The following is a 17,689-nucleotide window of genomic DNA, read 5'->3' as shown; positions in this document are numbered from 1 at the left end:
ACAATACTTTTTGCGTGAATGCAGTGATTTCCTGTTTTAATGAAAAGCTTTTACAATTTAGCGGAATTCTGTCATATCCTGCCGGAAATGAATGGGAAGGTGATTTCTCTGGCAGGCCAGATTTTCCCTCTCTTTTATGGCAATCGATTTGCAGAATCCTTTCCATAATCTCTCATATTCCAATTCAGCCGTGGATACCTTTTCAGCCTCAGTCTGATCCAGTTCTTCCCCCTCTACGAGTATCCAGTTCATCCCTGCTTTATGAACAAGAAACACCTTATGGGTCTTATCGTAAACCATCCAGTTTTCCAACGGGAAGCGATTCGTAAAATGATCGGCTATACAGGTGAGCACCCTGCCTTTTGGTGTGATCTCAGAGAGCAGTACTCCATTATCCAGTTCCCTGAAGCGGATGAACTCTGTAAAAAGATGTGCTTCATTTGCAACCTTCCTGCTCAGTTCAAAGACCTTTGCCACATGGGGATTGCTCAGATGCTCCATAATCTTCCTGCTGTCCTTAACCTTTCTGGCCGCAAGGATCGTCTGATAGACCGCATCTGCCTTCTCCGGGCCATCGGAGAGCAGTGCGTGATAAAGGTCCCAGTAAGCATTATACCCAAGATTGTTCTTTATCAACCGCTCAACGGCTATTGATTTTTGTTCTTTTTCATCTACCTCTCTGTATTCACAAAACAACTGTGGCATCAAACAGCCTCTAAGTGCAATTCCGGCCTCCGTATCCCTGCTTTCTTTCCATGCATCATAGATAGCCGAAAAGATACCAGTAATCGTATCATGACATATATAAACCTGTTTTGTACATACCATTTCTGTCTTTCACCCCACTATTGTCTGAATCTGAGCCTCTCTGAAATTCACATCGTCAAAAAGCGACAGCTGTTTAAATGTCATTCCTGTCACGGAATCAGGAAGCTTTTCTTTCGTGTTCAAAAGATTTCTCAAGATGTAATCTTCCTCAATTTTTGTCCTGTACATCATCTTTCCACTGCATGTCAGGAAATAGAGTGCCCGCTTCAGCACGACCCCCATTTTTTTGAGATCCTCAAACTGCAGTGTCCCCATCTTTCTCGCTTTAACAATTCTTGAGGCGGATTTGTACCCGATCCCGGGCACACGCAGGAGGGTATTATAATCAGCCTTGTTCACCTCAACGGGAAAATACTCCAGATGCTTCAGGGCCCAGTCGCACTTCGGATCAAGGAAAATATTAAAATTAGGATTATTTTCGTCCAGAAGTTCCTTTGCCTCAAACCGGTAATACCGAAGCAGCCAGTCTGCCTGATAGAGCCTGTGTTCCCGAAGCAGCGGAGGTCCTTCCCCTGTCTTTGCCGGAAGGGCCGAGTCCTCATTTACCGCAACAAAAGCAGAATAAAATACCCTTTTTAGTTCGAACTTTTTGTACAGGGCCTCTGCCACATTCAGAATCTGGTAATCTGACTCCGGGGTTGCCCCAATAATCATCTGTGTACTCTGCCCCGCCGGTACGAATCGGGGTGCATTCCTGTATAGTACGATCTCCTGCCGGTTATCCTGCATCTTCTGCTGGACAAGCCTCATGGGCGCAAGTATATTCTTTCTCGTCTTATGGGGTGCCAGAAGCTTAAGGCTTTCCGCCGTGGGGAGTTCCAGATTCACGCTCATTCTGTCCGCCAGAAATCCCACTCTCTTAACAAGCTCCTGATCTGCCCCCGGAATCGCCTTGACATGGATATACCCTTGGAAATTACATTCATGACGCAGCTTATACAGCGCCGCATAGATCAGCTCCATTGTATAATTGGGACTTTTCAGAACACCCGAACTCAAAAACAGTCCTTCTATATAATTCCTCCTGTAAAACTCCATCGTAAGCGTGCAGATCTCATCCGGCGTAAATGAAGTACGCACAACATCATTCGAAGAACGGTTTACACAGTACTTACAATCAAAGATACATTCATTTGTAAATAATATCTTTAAGAGAGAAATACATCTCCCATCCGATGAAAAACTGTGGCAGATCCCTGCCTTGGAACAATTCCCCATTCCCGTGCCGTCCCCCTGCCTGTCAACCCCGCTGGACGTACATGCCACATCATACTTTGCCGCATCACTAAGAATTTGAAGCTTATCATATAAAGATATCTGCTCCTGAATTACCTCTGCCATCCCCTGCAACTCCTTTATCCCTGTAAATGAAAACACACCTGAAACCGTACATTATATCACCCTGTCTGGCTTCTGCCTGAAACGCCCTTTACAGAACGTTTGTTCTGTTTATTATGATAGCATAACTGTTTCTGATTTACAAGAACATTTGTTCTGTTTTTATATTTTACAGCAAACGGAGTATGCTCTCTTTTATAAAGTATAAAACACCCGGAAAGGAACACCTGATTAACTTACATCAAGTTTCCCCTTCCGGGTGTCTCTTATACTGTCAGAACCGCTTCATCAAGGGGGCCGTAATTCCGGCGCTTTTAAAGCTCGTTCCTGATATCTTGTTTTACTCGCACTCTCTGATGCGTTTCCTTAACGGCAATACCATAGATGGTGATACAGAAAGTTCATCCAGTCCCATCTTCAGGAATTCTTCTGTCAATTTCAGGTCAGCACCAAGTTCACCGCAGATCCCGATCCACTTTCCTTCCGCATGTGCATTGTCAGCCGCCATCTTAATCATGGCAAGCACAGCCGGATGGTGCGGGTCATAGAACTCGTCCAGTTTTGAATTCTGGCGGTCAATTGCAAGTGTATACTGGGTCAGGTCATTTGTTCCCACGCTGAAATAATCTACTTCTTTTGCGAGTTCACGGCTTATCATTACAGATGCCGGCGTCTCGATCATGACACCAAGTTCCACATCCTCTTTGTAAGGGATGCCTTCTGCCTTCAGTTCCTCTTTGACCTCTGCTATGATTTCCTTTATCTTATGAATCTCTTTGATTGAAATAATCATCGGAAACATAATGGAAATATTGCCAAACATTGCCGCACGGTATAAAGCACGCAGCTGTGTCTTGAAAATCTCGGTCCTTGTCAGGCAGATACGGATTGCACGGTATCCAAGGGCAGGGTTTTCTTCCTTATCCAAGTCAAAATAATCCACCTGCTTGTCCGCACCGATATCCAGTGTACGGATGATGACTTTTTTCCCGGCCATGTTTTCAGCAACCTGCTTATAAACAGAAAACTGCTGTTCTTCTGTCGGGAGTGTATCATTCTCCAGATATAAAAACTCACTTCTGAACAGGCCGATGCCGCCTGCATCATTCTTCAGGACCGCACCCACATCGGACACATTTCCGATATTGGCATATACATTAATCTTCTGTCCGCTCTTTGTTACATTTTCTTTTCCCTTGAGCTGTTCCAGAAGTGCTTTCTGTGCCAGGTCCTTTTCGCGCTTCTCCTGCATCACTGCCAGAGTCTCTTCGTCAGGATCAATATATAAAGTACCTGTAAAACCATCGATCACTGCCATCTGTCCATCGTACTGCGGACTCAGTGATTCTCCCAGACCAATTACGGCCGGGATATTCATTGTCCTTGCCAGAATTGCAGTGTGGGAATTTGATGATCCATACATGGTGGCAAATCCCAGAACCTTGCTCTTATCCAGCTGTACGGTCTCACTCGGTGCCAGATCATCGGCTGCAATAATAGAAAGCTCATCTGTCTGCTTCACGCCCTCACCGACACCGCACAGGATGTCCAGCACGCGTTCGGAAACATCCTTTACATCGGCCGCACGCCCCTGCATGTAGGCATCATCCATTGACGCGAACATCTGTGCAAAGTTGTCCGCCGTCGTAGCGACTGCAAACTCTGCATTTACTTCCTGTGTACGGATAATATTCTCAATGGATTCAATATAGTCAAGATCCTCCAGCATCATCTGGTGAATCTCAAAGATCATGGCATTCGCTTCGCCGACATCTTCTATTGCTTTGTTGTAAAGTTCCTGAAGCTGGCTGACTGCCGTGGCCTTTGCCTCCTGAAAACGAGTACATTCTGCCTCTACATCATCTACATGTGAACGTTTAATTACTTTTTGGTTTCTCTTATAAAAAGAGAGCTTTCCGATGGATACTCCACCGAATACACTTTTGCCTGTTAATGTAATCATAATACCATCCTTAAATTAATGAATTTATAAGTTAGCCTTGAAAAATTCTTCTAATTCTGTGATTGCTGTATCTTCATCTTCACCCTCTGCTGTCATAACAATCTCTTCACCTGTCTTAACGCCTAATCCCATAACGCCGAAGATTCTCTTTGCATCAGCCATCTTTTCATTTTTTCCGATTTTGATGTCTGATTTGTAGCCTGCAGCCTGCTTAACGAGAAGACCTGCCGGTCTTGCATGGATTCCCTCTGGATCTGTGATAACATATTTAAATTCCTTCATAATATAACTTCTCCTCCTGTTTTTTATTTTAACTTAGTTAAGTATATAACATATTCGCAAGTTTTTCAATTGCTTAAAAGCTTTTCGTTTGTACTTATAAAGAAACAGGTTACTGTGCACCCCCCTGCGGGCGTGCACAGTAACCTGTTTCTTCATGGCCCATTATGCAAATAAAGGTGTGGACAGGTATCTCTCGCCTGTATCCGGAAGTAGTACTACAATTGTTTTTCCTTCATTTTCCGGCAGTTTGGCGGTTTCAACCGCTGCATGCAGCGCGGCTCCTGAGCTGATGCCAACCAGGACACCCTCTCTGTGAGCGAGTAGTTTTTCGGCATCATATGCTTCCTCGTCCCTCACCTGTATGATACGGTCATAGATCTCTGTATCCAGTACTTTCGGGATAAATCCGGCCCCGATCCCCTGCAGGCCATGCGGTCCCGGTTTTCCTCCAGACAGGACCGGGGATCCTGACGGCTCGACTGCAATAATCTGGATATCTGCATTTTTCTCCTTTAAGTAAGTTCCTGTTCCTGTAATGGTACCGCCTGTTCCGACTCCCGCCACGAAAATATCGACCTTACCGTCTGTATCTTCCCATATCTCAGGACCTGTCGTCTCAATATGGGCCTGCGGATTCGCATCATTTACAAACTGTCCCAGAACAATTGCCTGATCCAGCTCTTTTTCCAATTCTGATGCTTTTTCGATTGCACCGTTCATTCCCTTTTTCCCGTCTGTCAGCACAATCTCGGCCCCATAACCGAGCAGCAGCTTTCTTCGCTCTATACTCATGGTCTCAGGCATAACAAAAATTGCCTTATATCCTTTTGCGGCGGCCGCTGAAGCCAGACCAATCCCTGTATTGCCGCTTGTCGGCTCAATGATCGTGGCGCCGGGGCTTATCAGCCCCTTTGCTTCTGCGTCTTCGATCATCTTCAGTGCAACGCGGTCTTTCACGCTTCCCGCTGGATTAAAATATTCAAGTTTCACAAGCACACGGGCCTTCAGTCCCAGCTCCTTTTCAATATTAGACACTTCTAAAACCGGTGTCTTCCCGACTAATTCTGTAATGCTTTTATAAATCTTTCCCATATCTTACCTCCTGATCTTCTTTTATCTATATATATGCCAATGCCTGTTCCAGATCATATAAAATGTCGTCTATATGTTCTGTTCCTATGGAAACTCTCACTGATGTTGGAGTAATTCCCGAATTTTCCAGTTCCTCTTTTGTCATCTGAGAGTGTGTTGTGCTTGCCGGGTGGATAACCAGTGATTTTACATCCGCCACGTTGGCCAGCAGTGAAAAAATTTCCAGATGGTCTATAAATCTTTTTGTGTCTTCCTCGGAACCATTTATTTCAAAAGTAAATATAGAAGCCCCGCCCTTTGGGAAATATTTCTGGTACAGTTCATGGTAAGGGCTGTCCGGAAGGGAAGGATGGTTCACCTTTGCCACCTTCGGATGGTTCTGCAGGAATTCCACTACTTTCAATGTATTTTCGACATGTCTCTCGACACGCAGTGATAATGTCTCCAGCCCCTGAAGGAATAAAAATGCATGAAGTGGAGCGATCGTTGCCCCCGTATCTCTAAGAAGCACTGCACGGATCCTTGTTACGAACGCTGCATTACCGGCTGCCTCACAAAACCTTACACCGTGATAATTGGGATCTGGTTCGGTCAGCTGCGGATATTTCCCGGAAGCCTCCCAGTCGGACTTCCCACTTTCTATAATCACACCACCCAGTGCCGTCCCGTGACCTCCGATAAACTTGGTTGCAGAATGAACAACAATGTCTGCGCCGTATTCAAACGGCCTGAGCAGGTATGGTGTGGCAAACGTACTGTCAACCACGAGTACGATTCCATTTCTGTGCGCGATTTCTGCCGCTTCTTCTATATTAATCAGGTTTGCATTCGGATTGCCAATTGACTCGATAAAGATTGCCTTTGTATTTTCCTGAATTGCTTTCTCAAAAGCCCCTGCCTCGTCCGGATCTACAAACGTTGTTGTCACCCCCTGATCCGGCAGTGTGTGTGCCAGCAGATTGTAGCTGCCGCCGTAAATGTACTTGGACGCTACGATGTGGTCACCCTGTTTAGCAAGATTCTGAAAGGTATATGTTATGGCCGCCGCACCGGAAGCAACTCCCAGTGCTGCCGTACCGCCCTCCAAAGCAGCTATCCTCTTTTCAAAGACTTCCTGCGTGCTGTTCGTCAGCCTGCCATAAATATTCCCCGGGTCTGCAAGGCCGAAGCGCTCAGCTGCATGCTGACAGTCACGGAATACATAAGATGTTGTCTGGTAAATAGGAACCGCCCTTGAATCGGTCGCTGGATCCGGCTGCTCCTGCCCAACATGTAACTGAAGTGTCTCGAATTTTAATTTTCTGTCCTCTGTCATTTTTTTGTCCTCACTTTCTGCCTTTGATGTCTTCCCTTACAATTCAGATGTAATACATGTTAGAACTGTAATCCAGATTTTCTTTGTACTCCGTAACAAGCTGCTCCAGAGTACGCTGTCCCAGAAGTTCATTCACCTGCCTGTCTATCTCATCCCAGACCAGTTCCTGAATCGCTCTTTGCACTGCATCCTGATCTTCTTCGCCATTCTTGTCAATGATCGAAAACTCTCCTTCCAGTGCTTCCAGTATTTCTTTTACTGTAATACTTCCTGCGCTGCGTGCAAGCTTATAGCCTCCTCCTGCACCCTTTACACTTGCAACAATCCCGGCCTTTCTTAAAATTCCAAAAACCTGTTCCAGATAATTCAGCGAAATGTTCTGTCTTTTCGCGGTCTGTATCAGGGAAATAGGCCTCTCCTGAGAGTTCGCCGCCATGTCTACAAGGGCCCTGAGCCCGTATCTTCCTTTTGTAGATACTTTCATATAACACCTCCATTTTAATTTCCTACTATTTCGATAAGTATTATATGTTTTATGTTATACACCTTTTTTCCTACCATGTCAATATAGTTTAACAAATTTTCTGGGATTTTTTTCCGGAGATCTGTAGCGAAATGCAGACAGCCTGCACCATGCAGTCTCTGTAACTGCATGATGCAGGCCGTCTGGAACCTGTTTAATGAGTTTAAAGTACATACCGTGCATCTATTATCAGACGCACATCAGGGTTCGTCATTAATCTCGTCTACTCTTTTTAAAATATCTGCTATGGTTATATTTTCTACTGTATTTGTAATGGTTTTCCACATGCTTCCCCACGTATTTCTTGTCGGACAGAGATCACAGGAAACTCCACAGTCACTTTCTTTCGTCAGACAGTGGACCGGGGTAAGTTCTCCTTCTACTGCAGTAAGCACATTTTTCACAGTAATATCTTCACAGGGGACTGTCAGGCAGTAGCCTCCGTACGCCCCCCGTACACTTTCTACCAGCCCCCGCTGTTTCAGGGCCTTGATAATTCTCTCCAGATATTTTTCGGACAGGTTTCTTCGCTGTGCTATATTTTTAAGACTCTCTAAACGCTCAGGTGTGGAATTCATGGCAAGATCTACGATGATTTCCAGGGCGTATCTTCCTTTTGTTGACATTTTCATATATGATATGCTCCTTTATCTGTGCAGCATGCTTTACTGCCATATTATGCCCGCAGCTTTCCCCAGGCTCCCGGACTGTTCTTCCCTCCTTATTTTAAACAAAAACCTAGAAAAATACAATCTTTCTTTTATTTACGTCAAAATTCTATTTTTCGACACTTTTTGTGTATTTTTACAAAACCTCACGTAAATACATTGACTTTCATTGTTAAATATGCTAATCTAACACAGTATCGAGCCACATAAAAGGCCGTTACAGCACTATACTATTTATTTTTTATTTATGGAGGGTAACACAATGACAGGTACAGTAAAATGGTTTAACAACCAAAAAGGTTATGGATTCATCTCTGACTCAGAAGGAAATGATGTATTCGTACACTACTCAGGATTATCAATGGATGGATTCAAATCTTTAGAAGAGGGTCAGGCTGTTGAATTTGATGTAACAGAAGGAAGCAAAGGACCTCAGGCAGTTAATGTAGTCAAACTTTAATCAGAATTTTTAATGTACCTTTAAATATATAAATTCAGTATTAGATTTAATATTTAAAAGAATTACAGCAAAATGAGATTAAGAAACCAAAAGATATCCGGATGTATTCCGGATATCTTTTTTGTTTCGAAAACGAAATTCGTTTTTCATCCACAATCCATAAATCGGAGGGGAATCCTGATCTACAGAAATTCCCCTCCGCACATAACACTTAAATCTTCACATTAGAAACATATGCTTCTGACGCTTCCCATACATCAAATCCGCTGCCTCTTAAAATATCCACTACCCTTGCCGGATCATCGGTCTTAAGAACTGCGGATGCATCGGAACCATTTGCAAAAGCGTACATATACTCGATGTTTACTTCGCCTTCCACGATCTGGTGCATTGCTTTGCTCAGGGAGCCTGTGGCATGTGGAACACGCAGTGCAACTACGTCCGTCAGCATTGCTGTGATACCGTTCTCTTTGAGAACCGCCCTTCCTTTATTCGGATCAGATACGATCATACGCAGCATCCCATAGTCTGATGTGTCTGCCAGACTCAAAGCCACGATATTGACGTCATTGCTGGCAAGTACTGCAAGGACCTCATCCAGCCTTCCTTCCCGGTTCTCGAGAAATACTGATAATTGTTGAATTGTGATACCCATCGTGCTTACCTCCTTTACTGCAGATTACGGTTGTCGATGACACGTACTGCTTTTCCTTCACTTCTCTGAATTGTCTTAGGCTCTACCAGTTTTACACGGGCAGATACCCCGAGTGCCTGTTTGAGAACTGCACCGATCTTGTTCTTCAGTGCATCCAGCTTTCTGATCTCATCAGAGAACATACTCTCGTCTACCTCTACCATGACTGTCAGTACATCCAGATTATCCTCACGGTCTACGATCATCAAATAATGAGGTGCTACCGCACCGCCCATGCCAAGGAGTGCTGTCTCAACCTGTGTCGGGAATACATTGACTCCGCGGATTACCTTCATATCGTCTGTACGTCCTGTAAACTTGGATATTCTTGGCGTTGTCCTGCCGCATGCACAGGTGCTGTGGTCGATACTTGTCAGATCCTTTGTGCGGTAACGGAGCAGAGGCATTGCCTCCTTTGCAAGTGTCGTAAATACGAGTTCTCCTGTCTCACCGTCAGCACACGCTTCATATGTAGAAGGATTCAGGACTTCTGGATAGAAGTAGTCCACGTTAATATGTAACCCCGCATGGTGGATGCAATCCTGCGCCACACCCGGGCCGGAAATCTCACACAAACCATAAATATCAAAACAGTTGATATTCAGAATGCTCTCAATCTTCTTGCGCATCTCAACCGTCCACGGTTCTGCCCCGTGGATACCAGCTTTCAGTTTCAGGCGGTCAACGACGCCCGCCTCTTCAAGAGATTCCGCCAGATGCAGTGCATAAGATGGTGTACATGCAAATGCTGTAGAACCGAAATCTTCCATACACATCATCTGCCGCTTCGTATTTCCGGCGGACATCGGGATTGCCGTAGCACCAAGTGCCTTTGCGCCGTAATCCAGCCCCATGCCTCCTGTAAACAGCCCGTATCCATAGCATACATGAATGATATCCTCATCCGTCAGCCCTGCCATTGTCAGGCATCTGGCAACACATTCCCCCCAGACATCCACATCCTTCTGTGAATAGGACGCAAGTGTCAGCTTTCCCGTTGTACCGGATGTCCCCTGTACGCGCACCACATCCTTTTTCGGAATGGCAAGAAGCCCGAACGGATAATTATCTCTTAAATCTTCCTTTGTTGTAAACGGAAGTTTGCCGATGTCCTCAATGCCTTTGATGTCGCCCGGCTCCACGCCAAGATCTTTCATTTTTTTGTGATAAAAATCTACATTATTGTATACTCTGTTCACTACATCAACCAGACGCCTGCTCTGCAGAGCTGCCATCTCGTCGCTGCTCATACATTCGATTTTGGGGTCCCTGATCCTCTCGACCCAGTTTTCTAATTTTACTGCCGCCATTTCACTAACTCCTTATCTGTTATACAGTCTATAAATCCGCTTCCTCTACCATCTTCACACCGGCTTCCTTCAATACCCTGGCTGCTTTGTCATAGTCATCGGTATTAAATACCATGACCGGTGCTTTTTCTTCACGGATTACAAAAGAATAAATATAATTGACGTTAATTTCTCCGTCAGCAAGGATGGATAACATCCGGTTGAGATTCCCCTTCTCATCCTTCAGCTCCACACCAATAACCTCATGTATCCTGACCACGAAGCCCTTTCCTGTCAGATACTCCTTCGCTTCTGCCGGTTTGTCCACTACCAGCCGCAGTATGCCGAACTCGGGGGTGTCGAAAGAGGCTACTGCACGGATGTTGATATGCGCTTCCGTCAATGCCGATGTCACCCGCATCAGGCTTCCCGGTCTGTTCTCCACAAACACTGATAACTGCTTAATCATCCTCTCACCTGCCTTTACCTTATAATGCGAACCCTACCTCGAATGCCTTCTTATTGATTTCAATCGTTTTTGGCGGTACAGTCTTTTCAATTACATCATACCACTGCTCTTTCGTGAAATCCATATGCTGTGCCGCAATTCCGAGGACAATCAGGTTAAATACTTTTGGATTGCCAAGTTTTTTGGATTCTTCTGTCGCATTTACCTTATAGACTTTATACTCTGCTTCCAGTTTCTCCATAATCTGATCCGGATATTCAGCCATTCCAATCACAACTGGCATCGGATCAATCCTCCAGTCATTCACAATCAGGACACCGTCTTTTTTCAGGAAGTGCGCGTAACGCAGAGCCTCGAGACGTTCAAATGCAATGATTACATCTGCCTGCCCTTCCTCTACAATCGGCTCTGCAACCTTTTCGCCATATCTTACGAACGTAACAACACTGCCGCCCCTCTGTGCCATGCCGTGCACCTCGGAAAGCTTTACATCATAGCCTGCCGCAAGAGGCAGTCCTCCTAAAATTCTGCTGGTAAGCAGGGTTCCCTGACCGCCTACCCCTACAATCATGATATTCTTTGTTGCCATAACTATTCACCCGCCTTTACCAGTTCTATCGCATCAAATTTACATAATGATTCGCACAGTCCGCATCCTGTACACATTGTATCATCAATATGAATGGTTCCGTCCGCATTCTTCGTCATCGCAGGGCAGCCCGGCTTCATACACATGCCGCACTTCTTACACTTATCCTCATGCGCGATATAAATTGGCTTCCTTGATTTATCCAGAAGTACACAAGGGGACTTGGTAATGATCACGGATACTTCATCTCTGGCCACCTCTTCTTTAATCACCTTTTCCAGTTCTGCAATATCAAAAGCGTTTATTTCCACGACATTCTTCACGCCCATTGCATGGCAGAGGGCCGGTATATTGATCGCATAGGTAGGATCACCCTGCAGCGTTTTCCCTGTTGCCGCATGATCCTGATGTCCGGTCATTCCTGTTGTCGAGTTATCCAGAATCATAACTGTACCAGTTGCATTATTGTATACCATGTTCATCAGGGAGTTCACGCCCGTATGTAAGAAGGTAGAATCGCCGATCACGGCAACCCAGTTTTTAATATATTCTTTTCCTTTTGCCTTTTCCATACCGTGCAGGGTGGAAATACTGGACCCCATGCACATAGTCGTATCTACAACGCTCAAAGGTGCCACTGCACCCAGTGTATAGCATCCGATGTCACCTGCCGCATGCATTTTCAGCTTGTTTAAGACGTAGTAAACACTGCGGTGAGGACATCCCGGACATAAGATCGGTGGGCGCTGCGGTGCTTCTGCCGGTGCTTTGATCTCCAGATCCTGTTTCAGGATGGCCTTTCTTAACATATTGGCGCTGTACTCGCCCTGTACGGTAAAAATTTCTTTTCCGACAGCCTTGATCCCCCATGATTTTACCTGCTCCTCAATCACCGGATCCAGTTCCTCTACAACATACAGTGTATCCACTTTGGAAGCAAACTCTTCAATCATCTTTCTCGGAAGCGGATTTACCATGCCAAGTTTCAGCACAGATGCCTCCGGGAGTGCTTCTTTTACATATTCATAAGGAATACCGCTTGTAATGACTCCGATTCTTGTGTCATTCATCTCCACTCTGTTGATTGGCAGTGTATTAGCCGCCTCTGCCAGTTCCAGATTACGCTTTTCTATCTCTACATGGCGCAGCTTTGCATTTCCGGGCATCATGACATTCTTGCGGATATTCTTTTCATAAACTTTGTCTTCAACTGCTTCTCTTTCGCAAAGTTCCACCATCCCCTGTGAATGGGATAGCCTTGTTGTCAGACGTACGATAAACGGTCTGTCAAACTGCTCGCTTAATTCAAAAGCTGCCTTCATAAATTCTTTCGCCTCTGCACTGTCTGACGGTTCAATGACCGGCACCTGTGAGGCTCTTGCCACCATTCTTGTGTCCTGCTCGTTCTGGGAGCTGTATAATCCCGGGTCGTCTGCAACAACAAAAACAAGACCTCCATTCACTCCCATGTAAGATACGGAATACAGTGGATCTGAAGCCACATTCAGCCCGACGTGCTTCATACAGGCCATAGAACGTACACCAGCAAGGCTGGCACCGACTGCAACTTCGGCAGCCACTTTCTCGTTCGGTGCCCATTCCTCATAGAGATCATCCCTGTACTGTACCAGGTATTCGCTGATTTCTGTACTCGGTGTTCCCGGATAAGCAGAAGAAACCTTTACACCCGCTTCATAAGCCCCTCTGGCAATGGCTTCATTTCCCAACATAATTACTTTTTCTGACATATTCTATAAACCATCCTTTCGTAAATCAGTCACTCTCTTTGCCTTGCCTTCAAAACGCTGGAGAGAGTTCGGTGCAACCAGCCTGATATGGGTTGCGAGTCCAAGCTGTGACTTCAGTGCAGACTTAATTCGCTGCTCCAGTTCGCTCAGCATAGCATAACTGTCCAGAAGCCTGTCATCAATCAGCTCTACAGTAATCGTCATGACATCCAGCCTGTTCTTTCTTTCTACCAGAATCTCATAATGAGGTCCGATTTCATCAATCTTGAATAAGACTTCCTCGATCTGTCCCGGGAATACATTGACCCCCCTGATTACGAGCATATCATCTGCACGCCCTGACAGGTTCGCCATACGCACCGTTGTCCTGCCGCATTTACATGGCTCATACATCAGTTTCGTCAGATCTCCCGTACGGTATCTGACTAATGGCAGGGCCTCCTTGCCCAGACAAGTGATTACCAGTTCCCCGATTTCTCCCGGAGGAAGTACCTCTTCCGTCTCCGGATCAATGATCTCAGGAATGAACCAGTCCTCATTCACATGCATACCGCACAGTTCCGTACATTCTCCGGAAACTCCCGGCCCGCAGAGCTCGCTCATGCCGTAATTCTGCGTACAAACAAACTGGTCTCCCCAGACTTTATGCATCTCATCCCTCATCGGCTCGGTCATGCCTTCTCCGCCGAACAGCCCGATATGCAGCTTCAGATCTTTTGAAGGGTCAATCCCCCTGTCTCTGAGCACTTCCCCAAGATGGAGTGCATAAGACGGCGTTGCAACTAACAGTGTGACTCCCATATCCTGCAGAAACATGATCTGCTTATTCGTATTGCCGGATGACATTGGTATGACAGATGCTCCTACCTTCTCCAGCCCTCCGTGCAGTCCCAGCGCACCTGTAAACGTACCGTATCCAAATGATATCTGGGCCACATCTTCCGATGTAGCGCCTCCCATACAGGCGATCCTTGCCACATTATTCAGCCATACATCCAGATCGTGGGCCGTGTAGCCTACTACTGTAGGCTTTCCTGTTGTTCCTGAACTGGCATGATATCTGACAATTTCCTTCTTATCCACCGCAAACAGTCCGTCCGGGTAATGGTCCCTGAAATCTGCTTTATATGTAAACGGCATCTTTCTTAAATCATCCAAAGTCTGAATATCTTCCGGTCTTACTCCCGCCTCGTCCATCTTCCGGCGGTAAGGCTCTACGCGTTCATAAATATATGATACCGTTTCCTTCAATCGTTCCTGCTGGATTTTCTCGATCTCAGCTCTCGGCAGAGTCTCTTCCTTTGCCCAAATCATTCCCTAAAACCTCCTTCGACATAAAACGTTCGTTAACAAACAGTATAACACAAGACTTTGTCGAGTTAAAGCATTAAATTCATTTTTGGAGAATGAATTTGTGGCAGTGCGGATAAACGGTCGCGAAGTGGAAGGGCAGGGGGTGTCTGTGGGGGTGTCCTGCTTTTCTAAATCCAGAGCGCTTGGTGAAGAAGTTCTAACCGTGCGAAAGGCGTCCGGGAGGGCACATCCAGTATGCGGCGAAAAAATTGATATTTTTTCACCTTAGACCGGAATGCAGCTTGATTTGGTGAATCAAGCTGCATCCCTCCCTGACGCCTTTCGCGCGGTAAGAACTTCTATTCACCCGCTTTATGGAGTTTTGAAAAGCAGGACACCCCCACAGCCACCCCCTGCCCTTCCACTTCGCTTGGTTCATCCAGTCAGTACAATAAAATTCGTTTCCGGGTTGGGCTTCATACCATTATAAAACCAGAAGGCTTTTGCATAGACGTGACATTTCTGATCCGGTAGTCTGAACCAACAGGGAATTTATACCAGCCAAATTGGATGCACCAGCTGATAGGGATGGAAGCCGCAGGCCTTCCTGCAGGCGTTGCTTTTTGAAATTCCATTTAGCAGGCGATTAGAAGTTCTTACAGTCCATAAGACGCCCGGAAGGGATGAAACTTGATTCACCAAATCAAGTTTCATCCCGGCTAAAGCGAAAAAATATCAATTTTTTCGCAGCATGCCGGATGTGCCCTTCCGGGCGTCTTATGGACTGTTAGAACTCCTTCGCAGTGCGGTCTGGATTTCAAAAAGTAATGCCTGCTGGAAGGCCTGCGGCTTCCATCCCTATCAGCGTCCCGCCTATTTACTGCTTGTTATAAATTTCCCTATCCAACTCTTTCTCTTTTGCGTTGATGATTACGTTTGTGGCTGCATCTCCTACGACGTTCAGGGTGATGACGGCCATTCCCGGCGGGTAGTTCATGGCTAATACGAGGGCGTAGCCGATCATACACAGGTCAGAGTTGAAGCCTAACCCGTTCAGCACGGCGAAGACCATCGTTGTCCCGGCCACCGGGATTGCGGGGGTTCCCATCGCGGTGCAGATTGACAGGAATGCCGCAAGTACCAGATGGGACGGCCTGATGTCGATTCCTGCAGATGTGGCTATGAATGTGATTGCCATCATATGCATGACTGTGGTTCCGTTCATGTTGATTGTCATTCCAGTTGGGAGTACGAAGCTGCTTATCTCTTCACTGCATCCCAGTTCTTCGATACATGTTTTTTTGTTCAGCGGAAGCGTCGCTGCGGACGAGTTTGTCGCCGCGGCAAACAGGCCGACCTTGAGAACTTTCTTTATGAATATAAAAGGGTTTAGTCTGGTTGTCAGCCAGATTCCGACCGGGTATATAGTAAATACGAGCAGCAGTCCGATAAATATTGTTGCCAGTATGTAAGTCAGTGACGGCTGCAGATACTCTACTCCGTATGTTGCAAAGGTCCTCGTGATCATACAGAAGATCGCCACCGGGCTGATTTTATTGATCAGGAACTCCATATAAACTTTGATGATCTCATTCAGGCTTTCCAGTACTTTTTTTAACGGGTCTGCTTTTTCTCTTAACAGGTTCATGCACAGGCCGATAATCACTGCCACTACCACAACTGCCAGAATGCTGGTGTTCGTGGTAAACACCGAAAAAATATTGCTTGGAACGGCATTTACAACCGTTACAAGAGGATTGTATGAATCCATCGTTGCTACCGACGATGTATCCGCTGCCGGCAGTTCAACGGAAAACCAGCCCAGTGTCTTTATCAGGTAAGCAAAACTTCCTGCGCAAAAAGCTCCGACAGCGTAGAAAGAAACAAAGCACAGCAAAGTTTTGCCGGCTATTTTACCAAGCTTTTCCGGATTTGACATGCTGCATAATGCAAGGCTGAGTGATACTAATACAAGCGGCACAATCGCCAGCTGCAGTCCCTGCATAAACAGCTGCCCTATGATGTAAAAAATTCCTATTGATTTGAAACTGTCCTCTTTCGTAATATCTTGAAACAGAATCCTGTTTATTACCTGCCATATATGGTCCTGCCCATTGGCCGTCAGGGATTCACGGATCAGCAGGAAAACAATTCCCAGTGCCAGTCCCCCGAATAATGCTATAACCATTTTCTTCATAATGGTCATGGGCTTTTTCTTTTGGTTCTCTCCCATTCTATAACCTCCTGTATTGTGTAAACCAGAGTTATTTTCTAAAATAAAAATCCTGTGTCTGCATATCTTTTGATTTGCATTCACAGGATTCCATTCTTTGATCCAGCACATCGTATATAGCAATGTACTAATAAACCAATGTAATCTGATTATTTTCACAGAATTCGACCCACCTGTCATCCGGTTTCCTATCCGTTACCAGATAGTTAATCTCGGAAAAGTCCAGCAGATGGGCAAATGCCCTTTTATCAAATTTCGAGTGATCAACAAACAGCGCAACTTCCCTGGCCTGCCCTGACATGGTCTTCTTCACTTCGGCCTCGGTTTCCTTTGAATCCATAATGCCGTACTCCATGTCAATCCCCTTGCAGCTGATCAGAAGCAGGTCAACATGATACTTTTTCACGTTTTCTTTCGCCACTGACCCCTGAAGAGAAAGTGTACTCCGGTTAAATGCCCCTCCGGTGGAAAGTAAATGTATATCTGTATTCGCCATTTCATTGAAGATCGCGGTTGATGTTGTGAGGAGCGTAATATCTCTGCTGTTAGGGATTAATTTAACCACCTCCATAACGGTCGTACTCGCATCCGCGGCAATTGTTACCTTATCCTTAAGCATAGGTGCAAATGCAATCGCCATTTTTTTCTTTTCTTCAATGTGAATCCCGGCTCTTTGATAAAAATGAATGCCCTCTCTTTGATTTTCAATATTCAGTACCGCACCGCCAAATGTACGGTTTAGAATGCCCTCATTTTCCAGCTTTTCAAGGTCACGCCTGATTGTCTCTTCTGTCACGCCAAAAATTGAGCTTAACTCTGATACGACTACTTTCTTTTCTGTTTGTATCATGTTTTTTATTAGTTCTAACCTGTCTTTTGCAGCCATCCTAACACTCCTTGTCAAA

The 17,689-nt window shown here is 45.6% G+C and carries 17 protein-coding genes; 1 reads left to right on the top strand and 16 read right to left on the bottom strand.

Features of this window, described 5'->3' with window-relative positions; genetic code table 11:
* Positions 1–57: 57 nt before the first annotated feature.
* The 8 genes from A8806_RS21265 to A8806_RS21230 all read right to left on the bottom strand — a co-directional run bounded on the left by A8806_RS21265 (position 58) and on the right by A8806_RS21230 (position 7,973).
* Positions 58–828, bottom strand: coding sequence for a TIGR03915 family putative DNA repair protein (locus tag A8806_RS21265; protein WP_109733183.1), 771 nt, complete (start codon positions 826–828; stop codon positions 58–60).
* A 9-nt stretch (positions 829–837) separates the two neighbouring features.
* On the bottom strand, positions 838–2,169 hold the full coding sequence (locus tag A8806_RS21260; protein ID WP_109733182.1) for a putative DNA modification/repair radical SAM protein: 1,332 nt from the start codon (positions 2,167–2,169) through the stop codon (positions 838–840).
* Positions 2,170–2,506: 337 nt separating this feature from the next.
* A complete protein-coding gene (gene ptsP, locus A8806_RS21255) occupies positions 2,507–4,129 on the bottom strand; it encodes a phosphoenolpyruvate--protein phosphotransferase (RefSeq protein WP_109733181.1) in 1,623 nt (540 codons plus the stop codon).
* 24 nt (positions 4,130–4,153) lie between these two features.
* Positions 4,154–4,411: an HPr family phosphocarrier protein gene (locus A8806_RS21250; protein ID WP_109733180.1), complete on the bottom strand. Its 258-nt coding sequence runs from the start codon at positions 4,409–4,411 to the stop codon at positions 4,154–4,156.
* A gap of 162 nt (positions 4,412–4,573) precedes the next feature.
* Positions 4,574–5,503 carry a cysteine synthase A gene (cysK, locus tag A8806_RS21245; RefSeq protein ID WP_109733179.1) on the bottom strand — a complete coding sequence of 310 codons (930 nt, stop codon included), beginning with the start codon at positions 5,501–5,503 and terminating at the stop codon, positions 4,574–4,576.
* A gap of 25 nt (positions 5,504–5,528) precedes the next feature.
* Positions 5,529–6,818, bottom strand: coding sequence for an O-acetylhomoserine aminocarboxypropyltransferase/cysteine synthase family protein (locus A8806_RS21240; RefSeq protein WP_109733178.1), 1,290 nt, complete (start codon positions 6,816–6,818; stop codon positions 5,529–5,531).
* A 43-nt stretch (positions 6,819–6,861) separates the two neighbouring features.
* Positions 6,862–7,302 carry an RrF2 family transcriptional regulator gene (locus tag A8806_RS21235; protein WP_109733177.1) on the bottom strand — a complete coding sequence of 147 codons (441 nt, stop codon included), beginning with the start codon at positions 7,300–7,302 and terminating at the stop codon, positions 6,862–6,864.
* Positions 7,303–7,541: 239 nt separating this feature from the next.
* Entirely contained in the window at positions 7,542–7,973 is a 432-nt protein-coding gene (locus A8806_RS21230; protein WP_109733176.1) for an RrF2 family transcriptional regulator, read from the bottom strand.
* Between the two features lie 298 nt (positions 7,974–8,271).
* On the opposite strand from A8806_RS21230, the gene A8806_RS21225 reads away from it, so the two are divergent.
* Positions 8,272–8,469, top strand: a complete 198-nt coding sequence (locus tag A8806_RS21225) for a cold-shock protein (protein ID WP_109733175.1) — start codon at positions 8,272–8,274, stop codon at positions 8,467–8,469.
* 211 nt (positions 8,470–8,680) lie between these two features.
* Here A8806_RS21225 and A8806_RS21220 read toward each other — a convergent pair whose 3' ends face one another.
* The 8 genes from A8806_RS21220 to A8806_RS21185 form a co-directional block, all read right to left on the bottom strand.
* Entirely contained in the window at positions 8,681–9,124 is a 444-nt protein-coding gene (locus tag A8806_RS21220; protein ID WP_109733174.1) for an amino acid-binding protein, read from the bottom strand.
* Between the two features lie 14 nt (positions 9,125–9,138).
* A complete protein-coding gene (locus tag A8806_RS21215; protein WP_109733173.1) occupies positions 9,139–10,473 on the bottom strand; it encodes a phenylacetate--CoA ligase family protein in 1,335 nt (444 codons plus the stop codon).
* A 28-nt stretch (positions 10,474–10,501) separates the two neighbouring features.
* Positions 10,502–10,921 (bottom strand): ACT domain-containing protein, encoded by a 420-nt coding sequence (locus A8806_RS21210; RefSeq protein ID WP_109733172.1) that lies wholly within the window; start codon positions 10,919–10,921, stop codon positions 10,502–10,504.
* A gap of 19 nt (positions 10,922–10,940) precedes the next feature.
* The gene (locus tag A8806_RS21205; RefSeq protein WP_109733171.1) at positions 10,941–11,510 is read right to left on the bottom strand and encodes an indolepyruvate oxidoreductase subunit beta; all 570 of its coding nucleotides are present in this window, start codon (positions 11,508–11,510) and stop codon (positions 10,941–10,943) included.
* 2 nt (positions 11,511–11,512) lie between these two features.
* Entirely contained in the window at positions 11,513–13,258 is a 1,746-nt protein-coding gene (gene iorA / locus A8806_RS21200; protein WP_109733170.1) for an indolepyruvate ferredoxin oxidoreductase subunit alpha, read from the bottom strand.
* A 3-nt stretch (positions 13,259–13,261) separates the two neighbouring features.
* The gene (locus A8806_RS21195; protein ID WP_109733169.1) at positions 13,262–14,572 is read right to left on the bottom strand and encodes a phenylacetate--CoA ligase family protein; all 1,311 of its coding nucleotides are present in this window, start codon (positions 14,570–14,572) and stop codon (positions 13,262–13,264) included.
* A gap of 856 nt (positions 14,573–15,428) precedes the next feature.
* Complete coding sequence (locus A8806_RS21190) at positions 15,429–16,784, bottom strand: dicarboxylate/amino acid:cation symporter (RefSeq protein WP_242996218.1); 1,356 nt, start codon at positions 16,782–16,784, stop codon at positions 15,429–15,431.
* Between the two features lie 127 nt (positions 16,785–16,911).
* Complete coding sequence (locus A8806_RS21185) at positions 16,912–17,670, bottom strand: DeoR/GlpR family DNA-binding transcription regulator (protein ID WP_109733168.1); 759 nt, start codon at positions 17,668–17,670, stop codon at positions 16,912–16,914.
* Positions 17,671–17,689 lie beyond the last annotated feature (19 nt).

Origin of the sequence: Faecalicatena orotica (assembly GCF_003149245.1) — a bacterium.
Lineage (GTDB): Bacteria > Bacillota > Clostridia > Lachnospirales > Lachnospiraceae > Faecalicatena_A > Faecalicatena_A orotica.
The sequence above is the reverse complement of the archived record's forward strand: the minus strand, read 5'-3'. Positions and strand labels throughout refer to the sequence as shown.